At 42.0% G+C, this 18,192-nt stretch carries 22 protein-coding genes; 16 read left to right on the forward strand and 6 right to left on the reverse strand.

Annotation, left to right across the window (positions count from 1 at the left end; genetic code table 11):
- The first annotated feature begins 31 nt into the window (after window positions 1-31).
- The 3 genes from ACOAOT_RS05820 to ACOAOT_RS05830 are packed head-to-tail and all read left to right on the forward strand — an operon-like array spanning window position 32 to window position 3,810.
- Window positions 32-1,405 carry a PTS transporter subunit EIIC gene (locus ACOAOT_RS05820; RefSeq protein WP_420216124.1) on the forward strand — a complete coding sequence of 458 codons (1,374 nt, stop codon included), beginning with the start codon at window positions 32-34 and terminating at the stop codon, window positions 1,403-1,405.
- A gap of 50 nt (window positions 1,406-1,455) precedes the next feature.
- Entirely contained in the window at window positions 1,456-3,258 is a 1,803-nt protein-coding gene (uidA, locus tag ACOAOT_RS05825; protein WP_420216125.1) for a beta-glucuronidase, read from the forward strand.
- Window positions 3,259-3,279: 21 nt separating this feature from the next.
- Entirely contained in the window at window positions 3,280-3,810 is a 531-nt protein-coding gene (locus ACOAOT_RS05830; protein ID WP_420216126.1) for a PTS sugar transporter subunit IIA, read from the forward strand.
- A gap of 99 nt (window positions 3,811-3,909) precedes the next feature.
- Here ACOAOT_RS05830 and ACOAOT_RS05835 read toward each other — a convergent pair whose 3' ends face one another.
- From ACOAOT_RS05835 to ACOAOT_RS05845, 3 genes are all read right to left on the reverse strand, one after another.
- Window positions 3,910-4,269, reverse strand: a complete 360-nt coding sequence (locus tag ACOAOT_RS05835; RefSeq protein ID WP_420216127.1) for a thioredoxin family protein — start codon at window positions 4,267-4,269, stop codon at window positions 3,910-3,912.
- Window positions 4,270-4,295: 26 nt separating this feature from the next.
- Window positions 4,296-5,309: a permease gene (locus tag ACOAOT_RS05840; RefSeq protein ID WP_420216128.1), complete on the reverse strand. Its 1,014-nt coding sequence runs from the start codon at window positions 5,307-5,309 to the stop codon at window positions 4,296-4,298.
- Window positions 5,310-5,404: 95 nt separating this feature from the next.
- Window positions 5,405-5,716 (reverse strand): ArsR/SmtB family transcription factor, encoded by a 312-nt coding sequence (locus ACOAOT_RS05845; protein WP_420216129.1) that lies wholly within the window; start codon window positions 5,714-5,716, stop codon window positions 5,405-5,407.
- A 146-nt stretch (window positions 5,717-5,862) separates the two neighbouring features.
- Between ACOAOT_RS05845 and ACOAOT_RS05850 the strand changes: the two genes are divergently transcribed.
- From ACOAOT_RS05850 to ACOAOT_RS05885, 8 genes are all read left to right on the forward strand, one after another.
- Window positions 5,863-6,315, forward strand: a complete 453-nt coding sequence (locus ACOAOT_RS05850) for a MarR family winged helix-turn-helix transcriptional regulator (RefSeq protein ID WP_420216130.1) — start codon at window positions 5,863-5,865, stop codon at window positions 6,313-6,315.
- 7 nt (window positions 6,316-6,322) lie between these two features.
- Window positions 6,323-6,838, forward strand: a complete 516-nt coding sequence (locus tag ACOAOT_RS05855; protein ID WP_420216131.1) for a GNAT family N-acetyltransferase — start codon at window positions 6,323-6,325, stop codon at window positions 6,836-6,838.
- A gap of 127 nt (window positions 6,839-6,965) precedes the next feature.
- Entirely contained in the window at window positions 6,966-7,292 is a 327-nt protein-coding gene (locus tag ACOAOT_RS05860; RefSeq protein WP_420216132.1) for an ArsR/SmtB family transcription factor, read from the forward strand.
- Window positions 7,293-7,389: 97 nt separating this feature from the next.
- Window positions 7,390-7,752: an ArsR/SmtB family transcription factor gene (locus tag ACOAOT_RS05865; RefSeq protein ID WP_420216133.1), complete on the forward strand. Its 363-nt coding sequence runs from the start codon at window positions 7,390-7,392 to the stop codon at window positions 7,750-7,752.
- Window positions 7,749-8,798: an ACR3 family arsenite efflux transporter gene (arsB, locus tag ACOAOT_RS05870; RefSeq protein WP_420216134.1), complete on the forward strand. Its 1,050-nt coding sequence runs from the start codon at window positions 7,749-7,751 to the stop codon at window positions 8,796-8,798. Before ACOAOT_RS05865 ends, arsB begins: the two co-directional genes overlap by 4 nt.
- Before the next feature lie 24 nt (window positions 8,799-8,822).
- A complete protein-coding gene (arsD, locus tag ACOAOT_RS05875) occupies window positions 8,823-9,212 on the forward strand; it encodes an arsenite efflux transporter metallochaperone ArsD (protein WP_420216135.1) in 390 nt (129 codons plus the stop codon).
- Entirely contained in the window at window positions 9,212-10,948 is a 1,737-nt protein-coding gene (gene arsA / locus ACOAOT_RS05880) for an arsenical pump-driving ATPase (RefSeq protein ID WP_420216136.1), read from the forward strand. Before arsD ends, arsA begins: the two co-directional genes overlap by 1 nt.
- 20 nt (window positions 10,949-10,968) lie before the next feature.
- The gene (locus tag ACOAOT_RS05885; protein WP_420216137.1) at window positions 10,969-11,385 is read left to right on the forward strand and encodes an arsenate reductase ArsC; all 417 of its coding nucleotides are present in this window, start codon (window positions 10,969-10,971) and stop codon (window positions 11,383-11,385) included.
- Window positions 11,386-11,436: 51 nt separating this feature from the next.
- Here the strand turns inward: ACOAOT_RS05885 and ACOAOT_RS05890 are convergent, their stop codons facing one another.
- The 3 genes from ACOAOT_RS05890 to ACOAOT_RS05900 all read right to left on the reverse strand — a co-directional run bounded on the left by ACOAOT_RS05890 (window position 11,437) and on the right by ACOAOT_RS05900 (window position 13,164).
- Window positions 11,437-12,315 carry an AraC family transcriptional regulator gene (locus tag ACOAOT_RS05890; RefSeq protein ID WP_420216138.1) on the reverse strand — a complete coding sequence of 293 codons (879 nt, stop codon included), beginning with the start codon at window positions 12,313-12,315 and terminating at the stop codon, window positions 11,437-11,439.
- Window positions 12,316-12,401: 86 nt separating this feature from the next.
- A complete protein-coding gene (locus tag ACOAOT_RS05895; RefSeq protein WP_420216139.1) occupies window positions 12,402-12,659 on the reverse strand; it encodes a GyrI-like domain-containing protein in 258 nt (85 codons plus the stop codon).
- Window positions 12,649-13,164: a helix-turn-helix transcriptional regulator gene (locus ACOAOT_RS05900; RefSeq protein WP_420216140.1), complete on the reverse strand. Its 516-nt coding sequence runs from the start codon at window positions 13,162-13,164 to the stop codon at window positions 12,649-12,651. The genes ACOAOT_RS05895 and ACOAOT_RS05900 overlap by 11 nt, the downstream gene beginning before the upstream one ends.
- A gap of 217 nt (window positions 13,165-13,381) precedes the next feature.
- Here ACOAOT_RS05900 and ACOAOT_RS05905 point away from each other — a divergent pair, with 217 nt between their 5' ends.
- Genes ACOAOT_RS05905 through ACOAOT_RS05925 form a run of 5 tightly spaced genes read left to right on the forward strand, consistent with a single transcriptional unit; the run spans window position 13,382 to window position 17,811 of the window.
- The gene (locus ACOAOT_RS05905) at window positions 13,382-14,335 is read left to right on the forward strand and encodes an ABC transporter substrate-binding protein (protein WP_420216141.1); all 954 of its coding nucleotides are present in this window, start codon (window positions 13,382-13,384) and stop codon (window positions 14,333-14,335) included.
- Window positions 14,336-14,340: 5 nt separating this feature from the next.
- Window positions 14,341-15,357, forward strand: a complete 1,017-nt coding sequence (locus ACOAOT_RS05910) for a FecCD family ABC transporter permease (RefSeq protein WP_420216142.1) — start codon at window positions 14,341-14,343, stop codon at window positions 15,355-15,357.
- Window positions 15,358-15,368: 11 nt separating this feature from the next.
- Window positions 15,369-16,415, forward strand: a complete 1,047-nt coding sequence (locus ACOAOT_RS05915) for a FecCD family ABC transporter permease (protein WP_420216143.1) — start codon at window positions 15,369-15,371, stop codon at window positions 16,413-16,415.
- Window positions 16,416-16,446: 31 nt separating this feature from the next.
- On the forward strand, window positions 16,447-17,247 hold the full coding sequence (locus ACOAOT_RS05920; protein ID WP_104437151.1) for an ABC transporter ATP-binding protein: 801 nt from the start codon (window positions 16,447-16,449) through the stop codon (window positions 17,245-17,247).
- 15 nt (window positions 17,248-17,262) lie between these two features.
- Complete coding sequence (locus ACOAOT_RS05925; RefSeq protein WP_420216144.1) at window positions 17,263-17,811, forward strand: nitroreductase family protein; 549 nt, start codon at window positions 17,263-17,265, stop codon at window positions 17,809-17,811.
- Window positions 17,812-18,192: the final 381 nt, after the last annotated feature.

Below are 18,192 nucleotides of genomic sequence, written 5' to 3' on the forward strand. Positions count from 1 at the left end.
TTTTGATAAAAAAATTTAGGGAGGTATCATTATGGCAGATTATTCAAAATTAGCCAAAGATATTGTAGAACATGTTGGTGGGGAAGAAAATGTAAATTCCCTGACCCACTGTATCACACGGCTTCGTTTTAAGTTAAAAGACGAAAGCAAGGCGGATACGGAAACACTGAAAAATATGCAGGGTGTTATTAAGGTAATGCAGGCAGGCGGTCAGTATCAGGTTGTAATTGGAAGTGATGTGGAAGATGTTTATGACCAGATTTTACTGAACACTTCCATTGGGGACAAAAATCAGAATGAATCAGAAGAAACAGACCATTCCGCATCAGGAAACAAAAAGAACAGCTTTATGGAGAAGATGACAGATCTTATTTCCGGTATCTTTATGCCCTTTATGGGAGCGTTTGCCGGTGCAGGACTTTTAAAGGGGTTCCTGGTATTATTCACAACCCTGTCCCTGCTTGATAAAACTTCTACCACTTATACTATACTTTATGCTGCATCAGACGGTATTTTTTATTTCCTGCCTGTTTTTCTGGCATATTGTTCTGCACAGAAATTTGGCGCCAAGCCGTTTATTTCAATGGCAATCGCCTGCGCTATGTGTTATCCTTCCATGACGGCTTTGTTCGGTAATAAGGAAGTTGCTGTTACATTTTTCTCAATTCCTGTAAAGCTGATCAGCTATCCCAGTTCTGTACTGCCGATTCTCTTAACTGTTTATGCGCAGTCCAAACTGGAAAAAGGGCTGATGAAAGTTATTCCTAAGATTATTCAGAGCATTGTCATTCCGGTGGTGGATTTTGCTATTGTTTTCCCTGTCGCTTTGATCGTGATCGGACCGGTTACAGATATTGTGAGTAAAGGTATTGCCGGAGGAATTCAGGCAGTATTTACTTTTTCTCCCGCAGTTGCAGGATTTGCTATGGGCGCTTTATGGCCGCTGTTTATCGTGTTTGGTTTGCACTGGGGATTTGTACCTATCATTATGAATAACTATTCCGTATTAGGATATGATTACATCTCACCAGCTACATTTGGTGCTAACTTTGGTATTGCAGCAGCATGTCTGGCAGTATTCATAAAGACAAGAAATAAAGATTTGAAGTTAGTATCCGGCTCTGCTACTGTCTCAGCTCTGATTGGTGGTGTAACAGAACCAGGTATCTACGGTGTTTTAATGAAAAACCGTAAAATATTCATCGGAATGTGTATTGTTAATGGGATCAGTGGTATTATTGCAGCTGTTGCAGGCTGTATCCGTACAGCACAGGTTCCAGTCAACCTTTTAACGATTCCAGCCCTTTTTGCCATGGCGGGTCCGGCTATCGTTATATCAATTACATTTTCTTTTGTAGTAGTATTTTTATTAACTTATTTCGTTCTCTATAAAGATGAAGTATAATAAAAAATGGTGAATTATGGAAGCATAAAAAGATAACAGGAGAGTGAAAGATGCTGAATTTTTCAGAATTATACCCATGCAGCAATCAGGCCAGAATGGCTCAGTTGTTAGATGGTATGTGGAAATTCCGGTTTGATCCGGAGGAAAAAGGACTGCAGGAGGGCTGGCAGCATAAGCTGCCAGACCCCATCTCCATGCCAGTTCCCGCCAGTTTTTCGGACTTTTTCACTACGAAAGAGGAACGGGATTTTTGCGGAGATTTCTGGTATGAGACAGAAGTATTTGTGCCACGGGAGTGGGAGAAACAGGAGTTGGAAATCCGCTTCGGAAGCATTACCCACCGCGCCAGCGTTTATTGCAATGGCAGTCTGACAGCAACTCATGAAGGCGGTTTTTTGCCGGTGGTTGCCAGAGTGACGGATCATGTGAAATTTGGTGAGGTAAATACATTTACCGTAAAGGCCAATAACGAATTAAATGAAGAGAGTCTTCCCTGCGGAACCACTATGGTGCTTAGTGACGGAAGAAAACTGGCCAAGCCTTATTTTGATTTTTTTAATTACTCCGGAATCCAGAGAAGTGTGTGGCTTGTTTCAAAGCCTGGAGAATCCATTGAAGATTTCAGCGTGGATTATGAGTTAAATGGAGAAGATGCCGTTGTTCATTATCAGATTATGACAAATGGAAATCACGAAGTTTCCTTTGAATTATTTGATGAGAATAAAAAGCAGGTGGCGAAAAGCACAGGCAGGAATGGAAGTGTGACTGTTTCCAAAGCCCATCTGTGGAATGTGGGAAAAGCCTATCTCTATCAGGCAGTCATGCGTATCTGGGATGGAGAAACACTGATTGATGAGTATTCCTCTAAAATCGGTGTCAGAACAGTAAAAATAGCAGGAAAAGAAATTCAGATTAATGGCAAGGCTGTTTATCTGAAAGGATTCGGAAAACACGAAGATTTTGAAGTCATTGGCCGTGGCTTTAACTGGGGCGTTTTAAAGAGAGATTTTGAATGCATGAAATGGATTGGTGCCAACTGCTTCCGAACCAGCCATTATCCTTATGCAGAAGAGTGGTATCAGTTCGCAGATGAAGAAGGCTTTCTGATCATTGATGAGGTTCCGGCAGTGGGTATGATGAGATCCACCAGAAACTTCGCAGATGCAGGAACCGGTAAATTCACCAGATTTTTTGAAACACCTACCGTGCCGAATCTGTTAAAGAACCATCTTCAGGCAGTGGAAGAGATGATTGTAAGGGATAAAAACCATCCCAGTGTGATTGCATGGAGTCTGTTTAATGAACCGGAATCCACCAGCGAAGAGTCGAAAGAATATTTCACCACAATATTTGATGCTGCAAGAGCTTTAGATCCACAGAATCGTCCGATGACGGGGGCATTTGAAAAGAACAGTCAGCCGGAACTGTGTAAGTGCTACCAGCTTTGTGATTTTATTTGTTTGAACCGTTATTATGGGTGGTATATCAAAGGAGGTCCGGAGCTTGTTGATGCAAGGGAAGCCTTCTTAATTGAGATGAATAAGTGGAAAGATAAAAATTTGAATATTCCGTTTGTATTTACTGAATTCGGCACGGATACCATGGCGGCAGAACATAAACTTCCAAGTATTATGTGGAGCCAGGAATACCAGAACGAATATCTGGATATGAATTTTGAAATATTTGACCAGTTTGAGTTTGTACAGGGCGAATTGGTTTGGAATTTTGCTGATTTCCAGACAACAGAGGGAATCATGCGTGTAAATGGGAACAAAAAGGGGATTTTCAATCGTGTAAGACAGCCGAAAAGTGCTGCTTTCGTATTAAAAAAACGTTGGGAATCATTGGACTAATCATATAGAGGACTGAGCAAAATGGGATTTTTAGATAATTTATTTGGTAATAAAGAGGCAAAGGAATTAGACACTTCTTCTGATAAAAGAATAACCTGTGAACCAAAAACAATCTACAGCCCTTTAAAGGGAACTGTAATACCGCTTTCCGAGGTAAGTGATCCGGTATTTGCAGAAGAAGTTATGGGACCAGGTGTTGGCATCGAACCAGAAGAAGGAAAGTTATATGCTCCCGTTGATGGAGAGGTTGTATCCGTATTTCCAACCGGACATGCAATCGGAATGAAAACCGGGGATGATATGGAAGTTTTGCTTCATATCGGAATCGATACAGTACAGCTGGAAGGAGATGGTTTTCACGCTTTGGTAAAGCAGGGAGATCATGTGAAGGCAGGGGAGCTGCTGGTAGAATTCGATTGCGCTAAGATTAAAGAAAAAGGTTATAAGACGACCACTATGGTTCTGGTGCCCAATGCAGCTTTGATGGGGACTATGAGCCAGCCAAAGTTAGGTTCGGTTGAACCTCTGGAACAAATCTTCAATTTTCTGTAATAACTTTCAGGGGAGTATTAACAGAGATAGATAATAGATGATAACCAAAAACGCGGGCTGCTTTGACGGAACAAAGCTGCCCGCGTTTTATGATTCTAATTAAGCTTTTCTTATATCCTGAAGAATTTTGACAATTTCTTCTTTTTTAAGAACTTTACCAAAGGAAACTACTTTGCCGTCAACCACAAGAGCTGGTGTAGACATGACTCCATAAGCCGCAATCTGCGAAAAATCCGTTACATGATCTATGGTATTCTCCATGCCCAGTTCGTCCAGTGCATCTTTGGCGGCTGCTTCCAGCTGATTGCATTTTGCGCAGCCAGAGCCAAGTACCTTGACTGACGCGCCGCAGGTCTTCGTTTCTTCTGATTCAGCCATAGCCTCTTTGCTGCCACAGCAGCATTCAGAATTGTTAGCAGGTACCTCTTCTTTTTTCTTGCCAAACCCAAACAGTGCCATAATATGATCCTCCATTTAGAAATTTATTATATAATATAGTTTTGAAAAATATTAAACAGATAGCCAACGATAATGATGCCGATCGTACAGATTGCCACGAACAGACTAAGTAATTTAGGCTTAATAGCTTTACGCAGCATGATGATGGATGGCAGGCTCAAGGTCGTGACCGCCATCATGAAGGAGAGTACAGTTCCAAGCTGTGCACCCTTGTAAAGAAGCGCTTCTGCAACTGGTATAGTTCCAAAAATATCCGCATACATGGGAACGCCCAGCAAAGCGGCTAATATAACGCCAAAGGGATTGTGGCTGCCCAGTACCGCCTCGATCCAGCTTTCAGGTATCCAGTTGTGAATGACTGCACCAATACCTACACCAATTAAAATATAAGGAAACACTTTTTTGAATGTGGATTCCACCTGATCCCTGGCATAAATCACCCGGTCTTTTCGGGTAAGGTCGGGGGAATCAAGATCCACACTGTTAGCAGAACGGATAAAATCCTCAACATGGTTCTCCATATGAAGCTTCTCGATCAAAGTACCTCCAAGCACGGCGAGGATGAGCCCGAGTATTACATAAATAAATGCCACCTTTGTACCAAAGATACTCATCAGAAGCACAAGAGAGCCAAGATCTACCATGGGAGAGGAAATGAGAAAGGAAAATGTCACACCCAGAGGTAATCCCGCACTGGTAAAGCCTATAAACAGGGGAATGGATGAACAGGAGCAAAATGGCGTAACCGTACCAAGTAATGCTGCCATCAGGTTTGCCCATACACCGTGAAAACGGCCCATGATTTTTTTGCTGCGCTCAGGCGGGAAATAGCTCTGAATGTATGATATCATAAAAATCAGAACGCAAAGCAGAACCGTGATTTTTATAACATCATAGATAAAAAAGCGGATACTGCCGCCAAGCTGACTGGAAATGTCAATGCCAAGACTAGAAAGCAGTCTTCCGATGACGGCATTGAGCCATTTCATACCAAGTACCTGGTCTTGAAGAAACAGCCAGATTGTAGGAATGGGATTCATTGAAATGTACCTCTCTTTCTTTAATAAAATTATCATATCAAAAAAAATTGATATTTAGTGCTGAACAATAGCCATCTGTGTTTTGATGGCTATTATCAATTGCTGTGGCTGCTATACTCTGCCTCCAGATTGGGAGTAGTGATGAATTTTAAAAGAGACATAGCATGATCACTGCCTTGTTCACTGATTTTATAATGTGTCCATTTACCTTCCTGCCTGCTTTCCACAATTCCGGACTCACAAAGGATCTTCATGTGATAAGATAAGGCAGACTGACCGATCTCCATCTGATCTATCAGAATACAGGCGCATTTTTCACCGCTTCGCAGTAGTTCTAAAATCATAAGCCGTTTTTCATCACAAAGGGCTTTAAATACTTTCGCGCATTTTTCCGGATTAATCTCCATATTATCACCTCATATCAAAATAATTTGATGTATCATAGTATATGCTCAAAAGAAATGAAAGTCAAGACGTAATAAAATAATAATTTTAAAATCATAGTTGCAAAATACAACAGTTGCATGATATCATATTTTTTGAGGTGATAAATATGATAAATCAGGGAAGTGGATTGTTACGTGAATTGATCCGGATCCTGGTCAGAGATTTAGGCATTCTTGAAAAGAGTGATGCGTCCTGCTGTGGTATCAGCTTGGCACAGTGCCATGCGATTGTTGAAATCGGCCGAAAAGAAAAGATTTCATTGGTTGACCTGTCTGGTTTGCTGGGATTGGATAAAAGCACGATGAGCCGGACCATTAATAATCTGGTGGAATCAGATTTCGTTCTCCGGGAATCTGATATGGAGAACAGACGTTATGTAATCATTCAATTAACGGAAAAGGGCAGAAGTGTATTTAAGGATATTGAGGATAGCATGGAAACATATTATAGAGATATTTTCAATGCAATTCCTGAGAGCAAAAGATATCAGGTGCTTGAGAGCTTAGAGCTTCTTAAAGAAGCCGTGGAAAGCAGCAGACAGGCAGTACAGGAGAAATGAAACTCATATGGTTAAGGAGGAGCAGGTTATGGATTACAGAATTGATGAAATGAAAGCTGCAGACTGGCCTCAGGCTGCAGAAATTTACATGGAAGGGATAAGGACTAAAATCGCTACTTTTCAAAGTGAGGCACCAGGCTGGGAAGACTGGGATAGAAGTCATTGCAGCACCTGCCGCCTGACCGCCAGGAGAGGTGATACGATTCTTGGCTGGGCTGCTTTATCTCCTGTTTCGGGGCGATGCGTTTATTCAGGGGTGGCAGAAGTAAGCATCTATATCGGAACCAGCTATCAGGGGCAAAAAGTTGGGACAGCTCTTTTAGAAGAATTAATCAGATTATCAGAAGAAAATGGTTACTGGACGTTGCAGTCCGGGATTATCAGAGAGAATGCTGCAAGCTTGAATCTGCATAAAAAATGCGGATTCAGGGAAATTGGTTATAGAGAAAGGCTGGGGAAAATGGATAACGGAACGTGGCATGATGTGGTATTAGTTGAGCGGAGAAGCAAAATGGCTGGTTAAAGGGTATTTGAAAATTACATAAATTTTACATAAAAGCATATTGACAAATATCAATATGCTTTTATAATTGAAATATAGATAAATATCTATATCATATATCCTGAGAATAAAGAAATGGAGAAAGACTATGGATCAGTATGCAGACTATGCCTCAGTATTTAAAGCATTAGGCGACATGACTAGACTAAAAATTATTGAAATGTTATCCTGCGGTGAGCTTTGTGCATGTGATATTCTGGAATGTTTTGAGATTACACAGCCAACATTATCCTACCACATGAAGATACTTACGGAATGCGGGCTTGTAATAGGCCGTAAAGAAGGATCCTGGATGCATTACAGCAATAATACCCGGTTAATTGAGCTGGTTAAAAATTACTGGACCAATATTACTACAGAACATAAAGACTGTATCTGTAAATCCACAAAAGCAGACGAACGATGCGGCGAATGACCAGATGGATTGATGTTTTTTTGTAACATACCAATTCATTCCGCATAGTATATGCATATATGCTCATATAGATATTAACCAAGAAAGGAGTGATAGTTTGACAGATATTTTTAAAGCACTGTCTGAGGAAAGCAGGCTGCGAATACTGACTTTGCTGATGGAACGGGAAATGTGTGTCTGTGAGATAGAAATTTGTCTGAATATGACACAGTCAAACGCGTCCAGACATCTGACGATACTAAAAAACTGTGGGATTTTATACGGTTATAAGAAGGCACAATGGGCATATTTTGGAATCAGCGACAGTTTTAAAGAGGAACATAAAGAACTGTGGGAGTATCTGCAGAAAAAGATAGTTGAATTACCGACCTATGAGTCTGACCACAGACAATGCGAGAAGTACAAAACCGTTGATGTCTGTGCCAATTCAAAATTAACACATGAAGGAGAGGCAGAATGAAGAAAGAAAAATCAGCAGAGATTGGTTTTTTTCAAAGATATTTAACCATATGGGTAGCCCTGTGTATGGTTGCAGGCGTATTAATTGGAAAATTTCTTCCGGTGATACCTGGATTTTTCAGTCAGTTTGAATATGCCAATGTATCGATTCCTACAGCCATATTAATCTGGATTATGATTTACCCAATGATGATGAAGGTGGATTTTGAAAGTGTGAAGTACGTGGGAAAAAATCCCAAAGGATTATATGTAACGTGGATTACAAACTGGTTAATCAAACCATTCACCATGTTTGCAATTGCTTCTTTCTTTTTCTACGTTGTATTTAAAGGATTGATTCCTGCAGATTTGGGAAAAGAATATTTAGCCGGTGCCGTTTTATTAGGAGCAGCGCCTTGTACAGCCATGGTTTTTGTATGGAGCCAGCTGACGAAAGGGAACCCGGCCTACACAGTGGTGCAGGTTGCAACCAATGATTTAATTATTTTAATTGCCTTTGTACCCATAGTCAAATTCTTGCTGGGAGTGAGTAAGGTATCTGTTCCCTGGGATACTCTGATTTTATCAGTCGTCTTATTTGTTGTGGTACCTTTAACAGCTGGTGTTTTAACAAGAATGTATATTAGTAAGAAAAAAGGAAGGGATTACTTTGAAAATCAGTTTCTTCCCAGGTTCGATCAGGCAACAATAGCCGGTTTGCTGCTGATGCTTGTACTTTTATTTTCTTTCCAGGGGGATGTTATTTTAAACAATCCTCTGCACATATTACTCATAGCAGTGCCGCTGACCATACAGACATTTTTAATTTTCTTCCTTGCGTATCTTGCAGCGAAAGTGCTTAAGCTTCCTCATAATATAGCAGCTCCGGCTGGTATGATCGGCGCTTCCAATTTCTTCGAGCTTGCGGTTGCAGTTGCGATTGCCCTGTTCGGCATGGATTCCCCGGCGGCACTTGCTACTGTAGTGGGTGTTTTGACCGAGGTACCGATCATGCTCATACTTGTAAAAATAGCAAATAAGACAACTCATTGGTTTGAAACAAAATGAAATCAGGAAAGGAAGTATCAGAATATGAAAAAAATGCAGATATTTGAACCAGCCATGTGCTGTTCGACAGGACTTTGCGGAGTTTCCGTTGATCCGGAGTTATTAAGGATTTCCACGGTATTGAATACGTTAAAGAATAACGGAGTACTTGTGGGCCGTTTTAATCTTACCAATGCACCTCAGGAATTTGTAAGAAATAAAACAGTTAATGATTTTGTCAGAGAAAAAGGCGTGGAAGGCTTACCGGTTGTTGTTGTGGATGGAGAAATTGCGATAACCGGAAGATATCCATCTAACGAAGAGTTTATAAAATTGCTTGATGTTCCGGAACATTTTGTTGGCAAAATTGCAGGTGACGCAGAGACTGAAAAATCAAAAGGCTGCGGCTGCTCTGGAGGGGATTGCTGTTGTTAATGGAGACTTTTAATATAGAAAAAGAAGTATTTACAAAATATCTTTTCTTCACTGGAAAAGGCGGAGTGGGAAAGACTTCAACAGCCTGTGCCACAGCGGTATCCCTTGCTGATTCAGGAAAAAGGGTGATGCTGATCAGCACCGATCCGGCCTCCAATCTCCAGGATGTATTTGAAACAGAATTGAACAATAAAGGTGTCTCAATCCCTGGTGTGCCTGGTCTTGTGGTAGCGAACTTAGATCCCATAGAGGCAGCTGCAGAGTACCGGGAAAGTGTAATTGCCCCTTATCGGGGGCAGCTGCCGGACGCTGTCCTGAAAAATATGGAGGAGCAGATGTCTGGTTCCTGCACAGTTGAAATTGCAGCTTTTAATGAGTTTTCAAAATTTATTACAGGTGAGCAAATTCAGGATGAATTTGATTCTATTATCTTTGACACTGCACCTACGGGCCACACATTAAGGATGCTCCAGCTCCCATCAGCCTGGAGCAGCTTTATCAGTGAAAATACCCACGGCGCTTCCTGTTTAGGGCAGCTGTCCGGTCTGGAAAGCAAAAGGGAAATCTATAAAAAGGCTGTGAAAACTCTATCTGATGGAACTCTTACAACCTTAATTCTGGTTTCAAGACCTGAGGTGACTCCGTTAAAAGAAGCTGCGAGAGCCTCTTATGAACTCAAAGATATTGGAGTAAAAAACCAGAAATTGATCATGAACGGATTATTGACGGAATACGATGATACTATTTCAGAAAGCTTATATAAAAAACAACAGGCAGCGCTATCCGGTATGCCAGAAGAACTTATGAATCTGAAATGCAGTTTCATACCTCTCAGATCCTATCCCATAACCGGATTAGAAAACGTAAGAGCCTTACTGAAAAAAGACAGTGATGTTGTCAGCGGGGATAAAGTTAATGCGGATATCATTCCAGAGCTGAAAGATGTAATAGACGACTTATACCAATCTGGCAAAAAAGTCATATTTACCATGGGAAAAGGGGGTGTGGGGAAAACAACAATAGCCGCATCTGTTGCACTTGGTCTGGCATCCAGAGGGAAAAAAGTACATCTGACTACAACCGATCCGGCTGCTCATCTTAAGTTTGTTATGAGCGAAACGAATAAAATTACAATGAGCCATATCGATGAAAAAGAGGAGTTAAAGAAATATCAGCAGGAAGTACTTAATAAAGCGAGGGAAACGATGTCAGAAGAGGATCTTGCATATATAGAGGAAGATTTAAGATCCCCCTGTACCCAGGAAATAGCTGTATTCAGGGCATTTGCGGATATCGTTGACAAGGCAGAAGACCAGATTGTAGTGATTGATACCGCACCCACTGGACATACGTTATTACTTCTGGATTCAACCCAAAGCTATAATCAGGAGATAAAACGCTCCCAGGGTGATGTCCCTGATTCAGCCAAAAAACTGCTTCCAAGATTAAGAAATAAAAGTGAGACAGAAGTGATTATAGTCACTCTCGCTGAAACCACCCCGGTATATGAAGCACTGCGTCTGGAGGCGGATTTAAAGCGGGCGGGCATTGCCGCAAAGTGGTGGGTTATTAATTCATCCCTTTACCGTACCGGTACCACGAATCATTTGCTGTCAGCAAAAGCCAGTAATGAAATTCAATGGATTAATAAGGTGGATGACCATGCCAATGGAAATTTTGCAGTGATCAGCTGGAGACCAGATGAAATAAAAGATGAGAGTTTATATTTGCTGTAGATAAAAGAGGTGAAAGTGATATGAATAAAGATAATAAACCGAAAGTGGCTTTTGTTTGTGTACACAACTCCTGCCGAAGCCAGATAGCGGAAGCGTTAGGAAAACATCTTGCCAGTGATGTGTTTGAAAGCTATTCGGCAGGAACCGAATTAAAGGATCAGATCAATCAGGATGCAGTCCGGTTAATGAAAAAGATATATGGAATTGATATGGAGGCATCACAGAAAAGTAAATTGTTGGAAGATATACCAGGTCCTGATGTAGTAATTACCATGGGATGCAACGTGAATTGTCCGGTTCTTCCCTGTAAAATGAGAGAGGACTGGGGATTAGATGATCCTTCAGGGAAAGACGATGCCGCTTTTGAGAAAACCATTGGGATAATCGAGAATAAAATCTTAGATTTAAGAAACAGGTTGAAAAATCAAATGCTATAATAAAACGTGGGCAGCCTAAAACAGCAGGCAGCCCACGTTTTACTCAATCTGTCAGATGGATTTGTGGGTGACAGGTACATAAATTTCCATTACTGCATCTTCGTCATAAAATTCAAAATCCATCTTTGTTTCATCAAATTCATAATTGCTGGAAGGAAACCATTGGTTAAAAATGTATTTCCATGTCTGTTTTATAGCGGTTGAAAACGGGTCAATATGATCAATCTGGTCTGCAGGAAGTTCTTTAACAGGCGGTGTTGTAAAAACAGCATATTCTGCTTCTGGTACAGTAATTGTCATCATATCCGGAGTAACTTTTTCAAAGTCATTAACAATAACACCCAATAAATAAACAGCGCTGCCATTTTCTGAATTAGGCACACAGATTCCAACTTCCCCATGTTTGGGCGGATTTAATTGTTGATACATTTTACTTTCCAGATTTTCTCCATTATAGGTATCCCAATATGCAGCGATATCCTTTGTATAATTTTCTGCAATACTTGTGCTAATTCCATAGCCAGCCACTAGAAAAGCCGGTTTTTTTATAATAACAGGATTCATAATAATACCCCCTATATTTGTTATAATTTCTTTCACATCACAGCCACTCATTCTGGAAATATAGGTAGTAGGGCTATAACCGAATTCTTTACGAAACGCTTTTGAATATCCGCTTGCAGTTTCGAATCCGTAATCAAGTGCAACCTCTATAATCTTTTTACTAATAAGAAGGTCTGCACGGGAAAGCAATAATCGCTTTTTACGGACGAATTCCATAAGTGGAATCCCTTGACTGACAGCAAATATTCTGCAAAAATGAAATACGGAATATCCCGCCTGCAGTGATATTTGTTCCGCTGTCAATTCTTCTTTTATATTCCTTTCAATAAAGTGAATGCTTTGTTCGATTGTCTTACTATATTCCAAATAATCTCCTTGCCTTTCCTCCGTACGGTAACTGTATTATATCAACTATTTTTGGGGTTTGCTGTTCCTGTTTTGCTAAAACCAGTTCAGGTGAGATTTCTGAGCCAGATCTCCATATTTGTTGTATCAGGTGAATGGCTTGCATAGCGTTCCGCGCAGAAAGCATCGGTCTGCAATTTGTGTTTAGGAAGCCATGTATTATAAATATAATGCTGGGCTTTATAAAGCGCATCCATAACAAGTGCTTCAAAACTCTCGGCTTCAAAAGAGCAGATAATATATTCTCCGGCAGGTAATTCCCAGCTCTTAAAAGCGCTTGGAATTTCTGCGTGCTCATAAGGCATACCGGCCAAGACCGTCTATATGATGGATTGGTACATCCTTTATTAACCCCATATAATGAACGGGTTCTTTCAGTTCTTTTCTGTGTATTTCCAGAACAATACCATCGGTAATCAGCGGCACTTCCTCATCTACCAGTGTGTAGTGAAGCAGAAGCTGGGGTTTTGTCATACGGTTGAGAGTCTGTGGGTTTTTGCGGTACTCATCTGGAGTCAGACCAAAGGTGTTTTTAAATGTGCGGGAAAAGTGTTCGTGAGAGGTAAATCCAAGCTCTAATGCAATATCCAGGATTCTTATGTCTGATTGGAGTAAGCAGTCTGCTGCCTTTGCCACACGGCGGAGTTTGATATACTCAGCGACCGGTTTTTTGACAAGGCGGCTAAATAAGCGTTGATAATAGAACGGAGACAGACAAGCTGTTTTTGCCAGATCCTCAATATTAATATCCTCATTTAAATGATCTTCAATATAATTGACTGTTTGTTGTATTTGTTCCCATGCGTGCATATTTAAGCACCTCCTTTTTTCCTGCAGTATACCATGTCTGGTAGGGATACCGCTTGACTGTGTATGCTTTTTTATTGAGGATACCATATTTGAAAGGAATCTGGAAGCAATGTTTGTGGGCAAATAATAATTGATTGACGAGCCGGTTAGTCTATGCTAAAATAGCGAAAGGTTAGCGAAGACTAACACTCTGGAATGCATAGAATGGAGTATACATATGAAACGCATATTTTCCCTGGTTTTCTGTTTTATTCTTGTTGTAGCGTGTTTATCCGGCTGCGCGAACAGCAAACAGACACCGGAAACAGACGAAACTACAGGCGCCGCAGTTGATAAAGTTATGGTTGAAACGGCTATGGGACCGGTAGAAATACCAGCCAATCCAAAACGAATCGCCTCCGCCCTAATTGGTATAACCGGCTATCTGGCTGCGCTGGATACGATTCCAGTGGGCACTGCAACTCAGAGCGGATTCCCGGATTATCTTAAAAATAATCTGGCTGGTGCGGTTGATCTTGGTGAAACAGATTCACTTAATCTGGAAGCATTGATGGAACTGGAGCCTGATTTAATCATTGGCGTAGCATCAGTTCACAAGGAGCAATATGAATTATTGTCAGCAATTGCTCCTACAGTTTTATTAGAGTCAGCGACCGACGACTGGGCGACCTTTCATACCGTAGCCCAGCTGGTGGGGAAACAGGAGACTGCTTCAGTGCTGCAGAAAGAATATGATGAGCGCAGCTCCAAGCTGCAGCAGGACATGAAGGAGAAGTATCCACAGGGAGCAAGGGTTGCTTACATGCGTGTACAGGGCAAGGAGCTGCAAATTCTCAATCCTGCTTCGGTCTATTTTAAAGATCTTTACCGTGATATGAATTGGTCATCTGCCAGTGAGGGAGTTGTTGATTTTGGAGACGGCTGGAATGCAACGATTTCCATGGAGGCCTTGCCGCAGCTTGATATGGATTACTTAATACTGGCTGTCCGCCCTGATGAAACAAGCCAGCAGGCATATGCGGAACTAAAGAAATCTGCGGTATGGCAAAGCCTGGAGGCAGTAAAGAAAGAAAACACAGCAATTGTGGACGCGAATATCTGGTTTGCAAGCTCTGATCCCATTGCCCTGAATATTCGTCTTGATAATATCGAAGATATGATGTTAAGGTAATCCATATGGTGATGAATAAAAAGAAAACGCCAACTTATGTAAAAGGCCGTGTGCCTGCTGCTGCGGTTATCATTCCCGGTATTTTTCTGCTGTTTGGAATTATGATCTTTTCAATAGGGTATGGGGTGGCAGATATTGACAGCAAGACGATCTGGAGCAGTATTGTTTCTTTTGATAAAAATAATTTATCCCATCAGATTATGCACGAGCTTCGATTCCCACGGGTTCTTGGCGGTGCAATGATCGGTGCAGGCTTTGCTGTCTGCGGTGCAATTATGCAGGCGATTACCAGAAATCCGCTTGCGGATTCAGGAATCCTTGGAATTAATGCAGGCGCCGGTATCATGATTGCTGTTTGCTTTGTCTTCATGCCCTCGCTGTCATTTACTGGCATAGCATTTATGTCCTTTCTTGGAGCCGGCATGGGAATGGCGATGGTAATTGGTATCAGTCTGATGACAAGAAAAAATTCGCTTCAGATTATTCTTATCGGCACCGCAATCACTGCGTTTCTGACTGCTCTTAGTGAAGGCCTTATTATACGCAGCGGGATTGGACAGGATCTGGCATTCTGGTATGCCGGCGGGCTTGCCGGTGCCAGATGGAACCAGGTGATCATTGTGGGCATCTGTTTTGTACTGGCAATGGCAATGTCTGTTATGCTGTCCCCCTCAATTACGGCACTGAGCATGGGCGAGGATATTGCTGCAAGTCTGGGGATCAATACAAAAACCGTGAAACTGCTTTGCTTTCTCACTGTTACGCTGCTTGCGGGGTCATCTGTTGCTATGGTGGGAAATATAGGCTTTATCGGCATAGTTATTCCTCATATTACAAGAAAGCTTGTAGGAACTGATTATAGGGCGTTGATTCCATGTTCTGCCACCCTGGGTGCCCTTCTTGTGGTGCTCGCCGACTTAGGGGCAAGGAGTATCAACCCGCCCCATGAAATACCTGCAGCGGCTATTATTGCAGCAATAGGAGTACCGTTTTTTCTATTGCTTGCACGCAAGAAGGGGTGAGGGGATACGATATGCAAGAGAAAAAATATGTTTTTTCGGCAGAGGCGAAAGCGAAGAAAAGAGCTGTTGTTGTTATATTCAGCCTGTTTCTGCTGTTCCTTGTGGTATTCTTTCTCGGGGTACAGACAGGGACGATTCATTTGCCCTTTCAGCGGGTACTTCCGGCTTTGTTAAATCAGGGGACTGGAAAGGAGAGTTTCCTGGTGTTTCAATTAAGAATGCCGCGCATTATAATCTCAGTTCTGGTGGGAGCAGGACTGGCAGTATCTGGTTGTATTCTTCAGAGTGTCACCCGTAATCCCATGGCGGATCCCGGTATATTAGGAATCAATGCCGGAGCAGGGCTGGTGGTCCTGGTATACATAGCTGGTTTTGCAAAGAATTCTCCATCACCAGCCGGAATGTCCATTCTTTCCTGGGTGGGATCAATCGGTGCGGCGTTTACAATCTATCTTCTTGCCAGAAATGGGAATAAAGGACTCTCCTCCACACGGCTCCTGCTGACTGGTATTGCTTTAAATTTTGGAATTCAGGCCATTACCACCATAATTACTTTGTCACTGAATCCGCAGGAATATCAGACCTATGCCTATTGGATGGCTGGCAGTCTATGGGGAGTGACGTGGCCCTATGTAGTGACATTGCTGCCCCTTGTGACAGTATCTATTATAATTGTTTTGTCACAGGCTTCCACGCTTGATGTTCTGCCATTGGGGGATTCCATGGCTGCTAGTTTAGGGGTTTCGGTCCGGAAGCGGCAGGGGATTGCAATACTCTTTTCTGTAATTCTCGCCGGATCCTGTGTGGCGGCAGGCGGTAATATAGGTTTTGTTGGATTGCTCAGTACTCATATATCACGCAGACTGGTGGGGGCTGTTCACAAACGTCTTCTGCCGGTTACGGCACTGGTGGGTGGCTTGCTGGTTCTTATAGCCGATACCATCGGAAGAAGTATGTTTCTCCCTTCCGAAATGCCAACCGGAATTGTAGTCTCTGTAATAGGGGCTCCTTACTTTCTTTATCTTCTGCTGCGAACAGCAAAGAGAGAGGGGAGTTAAAGTAATTGCATAAATACAGGAGGTTAAAAGCGTGAACGAATATAGAATTAAGACGGAGCAGCTCTGCATTTCCTATGATAAAACAGTGGTAGTCGAAAACCTCAATGTGCAGATCCCGACGGGAAAAATTACTGCGCTGGTCGGCGCCAATGGGTCAGGAAAATCAACAATCCTGCGTACCATTGCCAGACTATTATCCCCCCAAAGCGGGCAGGTGCTTTTAGATGGAAAATCAATTCAAACCCAATCCGTTAAGGAAGTGTCTAAGAAATTAGCCTTCCTGCCGCAAAACCCTATGGCTCCGGAGGGATTGACAGTATTTGATCTGGTAAGCTTCGGGCGTTTCCCCCACAAGACAGGTTTTAAAAATATAACAGATGAGGACCGGGAAATAATCACCTGGGCGATGAAAACTACGAATACCTTAGAGCTGGAAAGCCGTTTTGTCGATGAACTCTCCGGTGGGCAACGGCAGAGGGTATGGATTGCCATGGCTCTTGCCCAGCAGACGGAGATACTATTCCTGGACGAACCCACCACATTTTTGGATATGTCTCATCAGCTGGATGTACTTGAACTCCTTAAAAAATTAAACCAGGAGCAGCATAGAACAATTGTAATGGTGGTTCATGATTTAAATCAGGCGACGCGCTATGCACATAATATCATTGCAATCAGGCATGGGACACCAATGTGTGTTGGGACGCCAAAGGATATTATGAACAAACAAATGCTTAAGGATATCTTTGGCGTTGATGCTGAAATTCTTAAGGATCCCCGTGATGGCATACTGCTATGTGTGCCGTACAGGATGCCGGAAAAAACTGATTGAAGGAGGTTTTGCTTTATGACTGTAAGTGAAATAATTCGTGAACGGTGTACCATTCGTGAATTCAATGATAAAAAAGTATCTCTTGATACCATAACAGAGCTGTTGGAAACTTCTGTCTGGGCGCCATATCATGGGATACCTGAGCCGTGGAGGTTTATTGTTTTTTCAGAAAATGGAATGGAGCGGTTAATAGATATGATTCTTCAGGCACTTTCTCTGCCGGAAAGAAAAGAATATGGAGAGAAGCTTAAAACGTATCTTCGTACGGTTCCTGTCGCCATTGCAGTGGTGGGAAAACTGGACCGCAATCAGAAGATTATGGATGAGGTTTCTGCATCAGTGAGTGCATTGATTCAGAATTTTCAATTAGCAGCCTGGGAAAAGGAGATTGGTGTTGTATGGAAAACACAATCCTATATGTACGCTCCTCAAATCAGTAAAAGTCTTGAACTGAAACCTGATGAAAAATTGGCAGGAGTTCTTCTCTGTGGGTATTTTGATAAAAAGCCAACGGAACGTTTTCGTAAAAGTGCAGCATCCAGAACAACATATGTTAAAGCATGAATGGATTGACTGTTTCAGACAATTTAAGAAACCATATGAGCACAGGGAATAAAAGCCTTGTGTTCTTTTTTAGTGAAAGTTAAGGGGGGGTATACAAGTGTATGAAGGTGCTAAATGCCAATGAAAACGGGCTGAACAATGGGGGAATAATATCGGTAAAGTATGGATAATCACGACTTGTCTAACTCCAGCATAAAATATAGTGTATCCTACTTAGAAAGGAGTGATTTATATGTGTTGCTGTAGATGTGCATGTTGTAGACGTAGTTTCGAGTCTGATCGTGATGAAAATCGTGAATGGTGTGAACGCCGATTCAGAGAAGCTTCACAGAATGGTTCCGATAGGGGGCGCAGGCCTGGTTGCAGGTATTCATCAGAATC

This window comes from Lacrimispora struthionigena, assembly GCF_048627165.1.
Taxonomy (GTDB): domain Bacteria; phylum Bacillota; class Clostridia; order Lachnospirales; family Lachnospiraceae; genus Lacrimispora.

Excerpts from the sequence above, each read along its gene's own strand:
- ACOAOT_RS05820 (WP_420216124.1), top strand. The coding sequence starts at position 32 with ATGGCAGATTATTCAAAATTAGCCAAAGATATTGTAGAACATGTTGGT.
- uidA (WP_420216125.1), top strand. The coding sequence starts at position 1,456 with ATGCTGAATTTTTCAGAATTATACCCATGCAGCAATCAGGCCAGAATG.
- ACOAOT_RS05830 (WP_420216126.1), top strand. The coding sequence starts at position 3,280 with ATGGGATTTTTAGATAATTTATTTGGTAATAAAGAGGCAAAGGAATTA.
- ACOAOT_RS05835 (WP_420216127.1), bottom strand. The coding sequence starts at position 4,269 with ATGGCACTGTTTGGGTTTGGCAAGAAAAAAGAAGAGGTACCTGCTAAC.
- ACOAOT_RS05840 (WP_420216128.1), bottom strand. The coding sequence starts at position 5,309 with ATGAATCCCATTCCTACAATCTGGCTGTTTCTTCAAGACCAGGTACTT.
- ACOAOT_RS05845 (WP_420216129.1), bottom strand. The coding sequence starts at position 5,716 with ATGGAGATTAATCCGGAAAAATGCGCGAAAGTATTTAAAGCCCTTTGT.
- ACOAOT_RS05850 (WP_420216130.1), top strand. The coding sequence starts at position 5,863 with ATGATAAATCAGGGAAGTGGATTGTTACGTGAATTGATCCGGATCCTG.
- ACOAOT_RS05855 (WP_420216131.1), top strand. The coding sequence starts at position 6,323 with ATGGTTAAGGAGGAGCAGGTTATGGATTACAGAATTGATGAAATGAAA.
- ACOAOT_RS05860 (WP_420216132.1), top strand. The coding sequence starts at position 6,966 with ATGGATCAGTATGCAGACTATGCCTCAGTATTTAAAGCATTAGGCGAC.
- arsB (WP_420216134.1), top strand. The coding sequence starts at position 7,749 with ATGAAGAAAGAAAAATCAGCAGAGATTGGTTTTTTTCAAAGATATTTA.
- arsD (WP_420216135.1), top strand. The coding sequence starts at position 8,823 with ATGAAAAAAATGCAGATATTTGAACCAGCCATGTGCTGTTCGACAGGA.
- arsA (WP_420216136.1), top strand. The coding sequence starts at position 9,212 with ATGGAGACTTTTAATATAGAAAAAGAAGTATTTACAAAATATCTTTTC.
- ACOAOT_RS05885 (WP_420216137.1), top strand. The coding sequence starts at position 10,969 with ATGAATAAAGATAATAAACCGAAAGTGGCTTTTGTTTGTGTACACAAC.
- ACOAOT_RS05895 (WP_420216139.1), bottom strand. The coding sequence starts at position 12,659 with ATGCCTTATGAGCACGCAGAAATTCCAAGCGCTTTTAAGAGCTGGGAA.
- ACOAOT_RS05900 (WP_420216140.1), bottom strand. The coding sequence starts at position 13,164 with ATGCACGCATGGGAACAAATACAACAAACAGTCAATTATATTGAAGAT.
- ACOAOT_RS05905 (WP_420216141.1), top strand. The coding sequence starts at position 13,382 with ATGAAACGCATATTTTCCCTGGTTTTCTGTTTTATTCTTGTTGTAGCG.
- ACOAOT_RS05910 (WP_420216142.1), top strand. The coding sequence starts at position 14,341 with ATGGTGATGAATAAAAAGAAAACGCCAACTTATGTAAAAGGCCGTGTG.
- ACOAOT_RS05915 (WP_420216143.1), top strand. The coding sequence starts at position 15,369 with ATGCAAGAGAAAAAATATGTTTTTTCGGCAGAGGCGAAAGCGAAGAAA.
- ACOAOT_RS05925 (WP_420216144.1), top strand. The coding sequence starts at position 17,263 with ATGACTGTAAGTGAAATAATTCGTGAACGGTGTACCATTCGTGAATTC.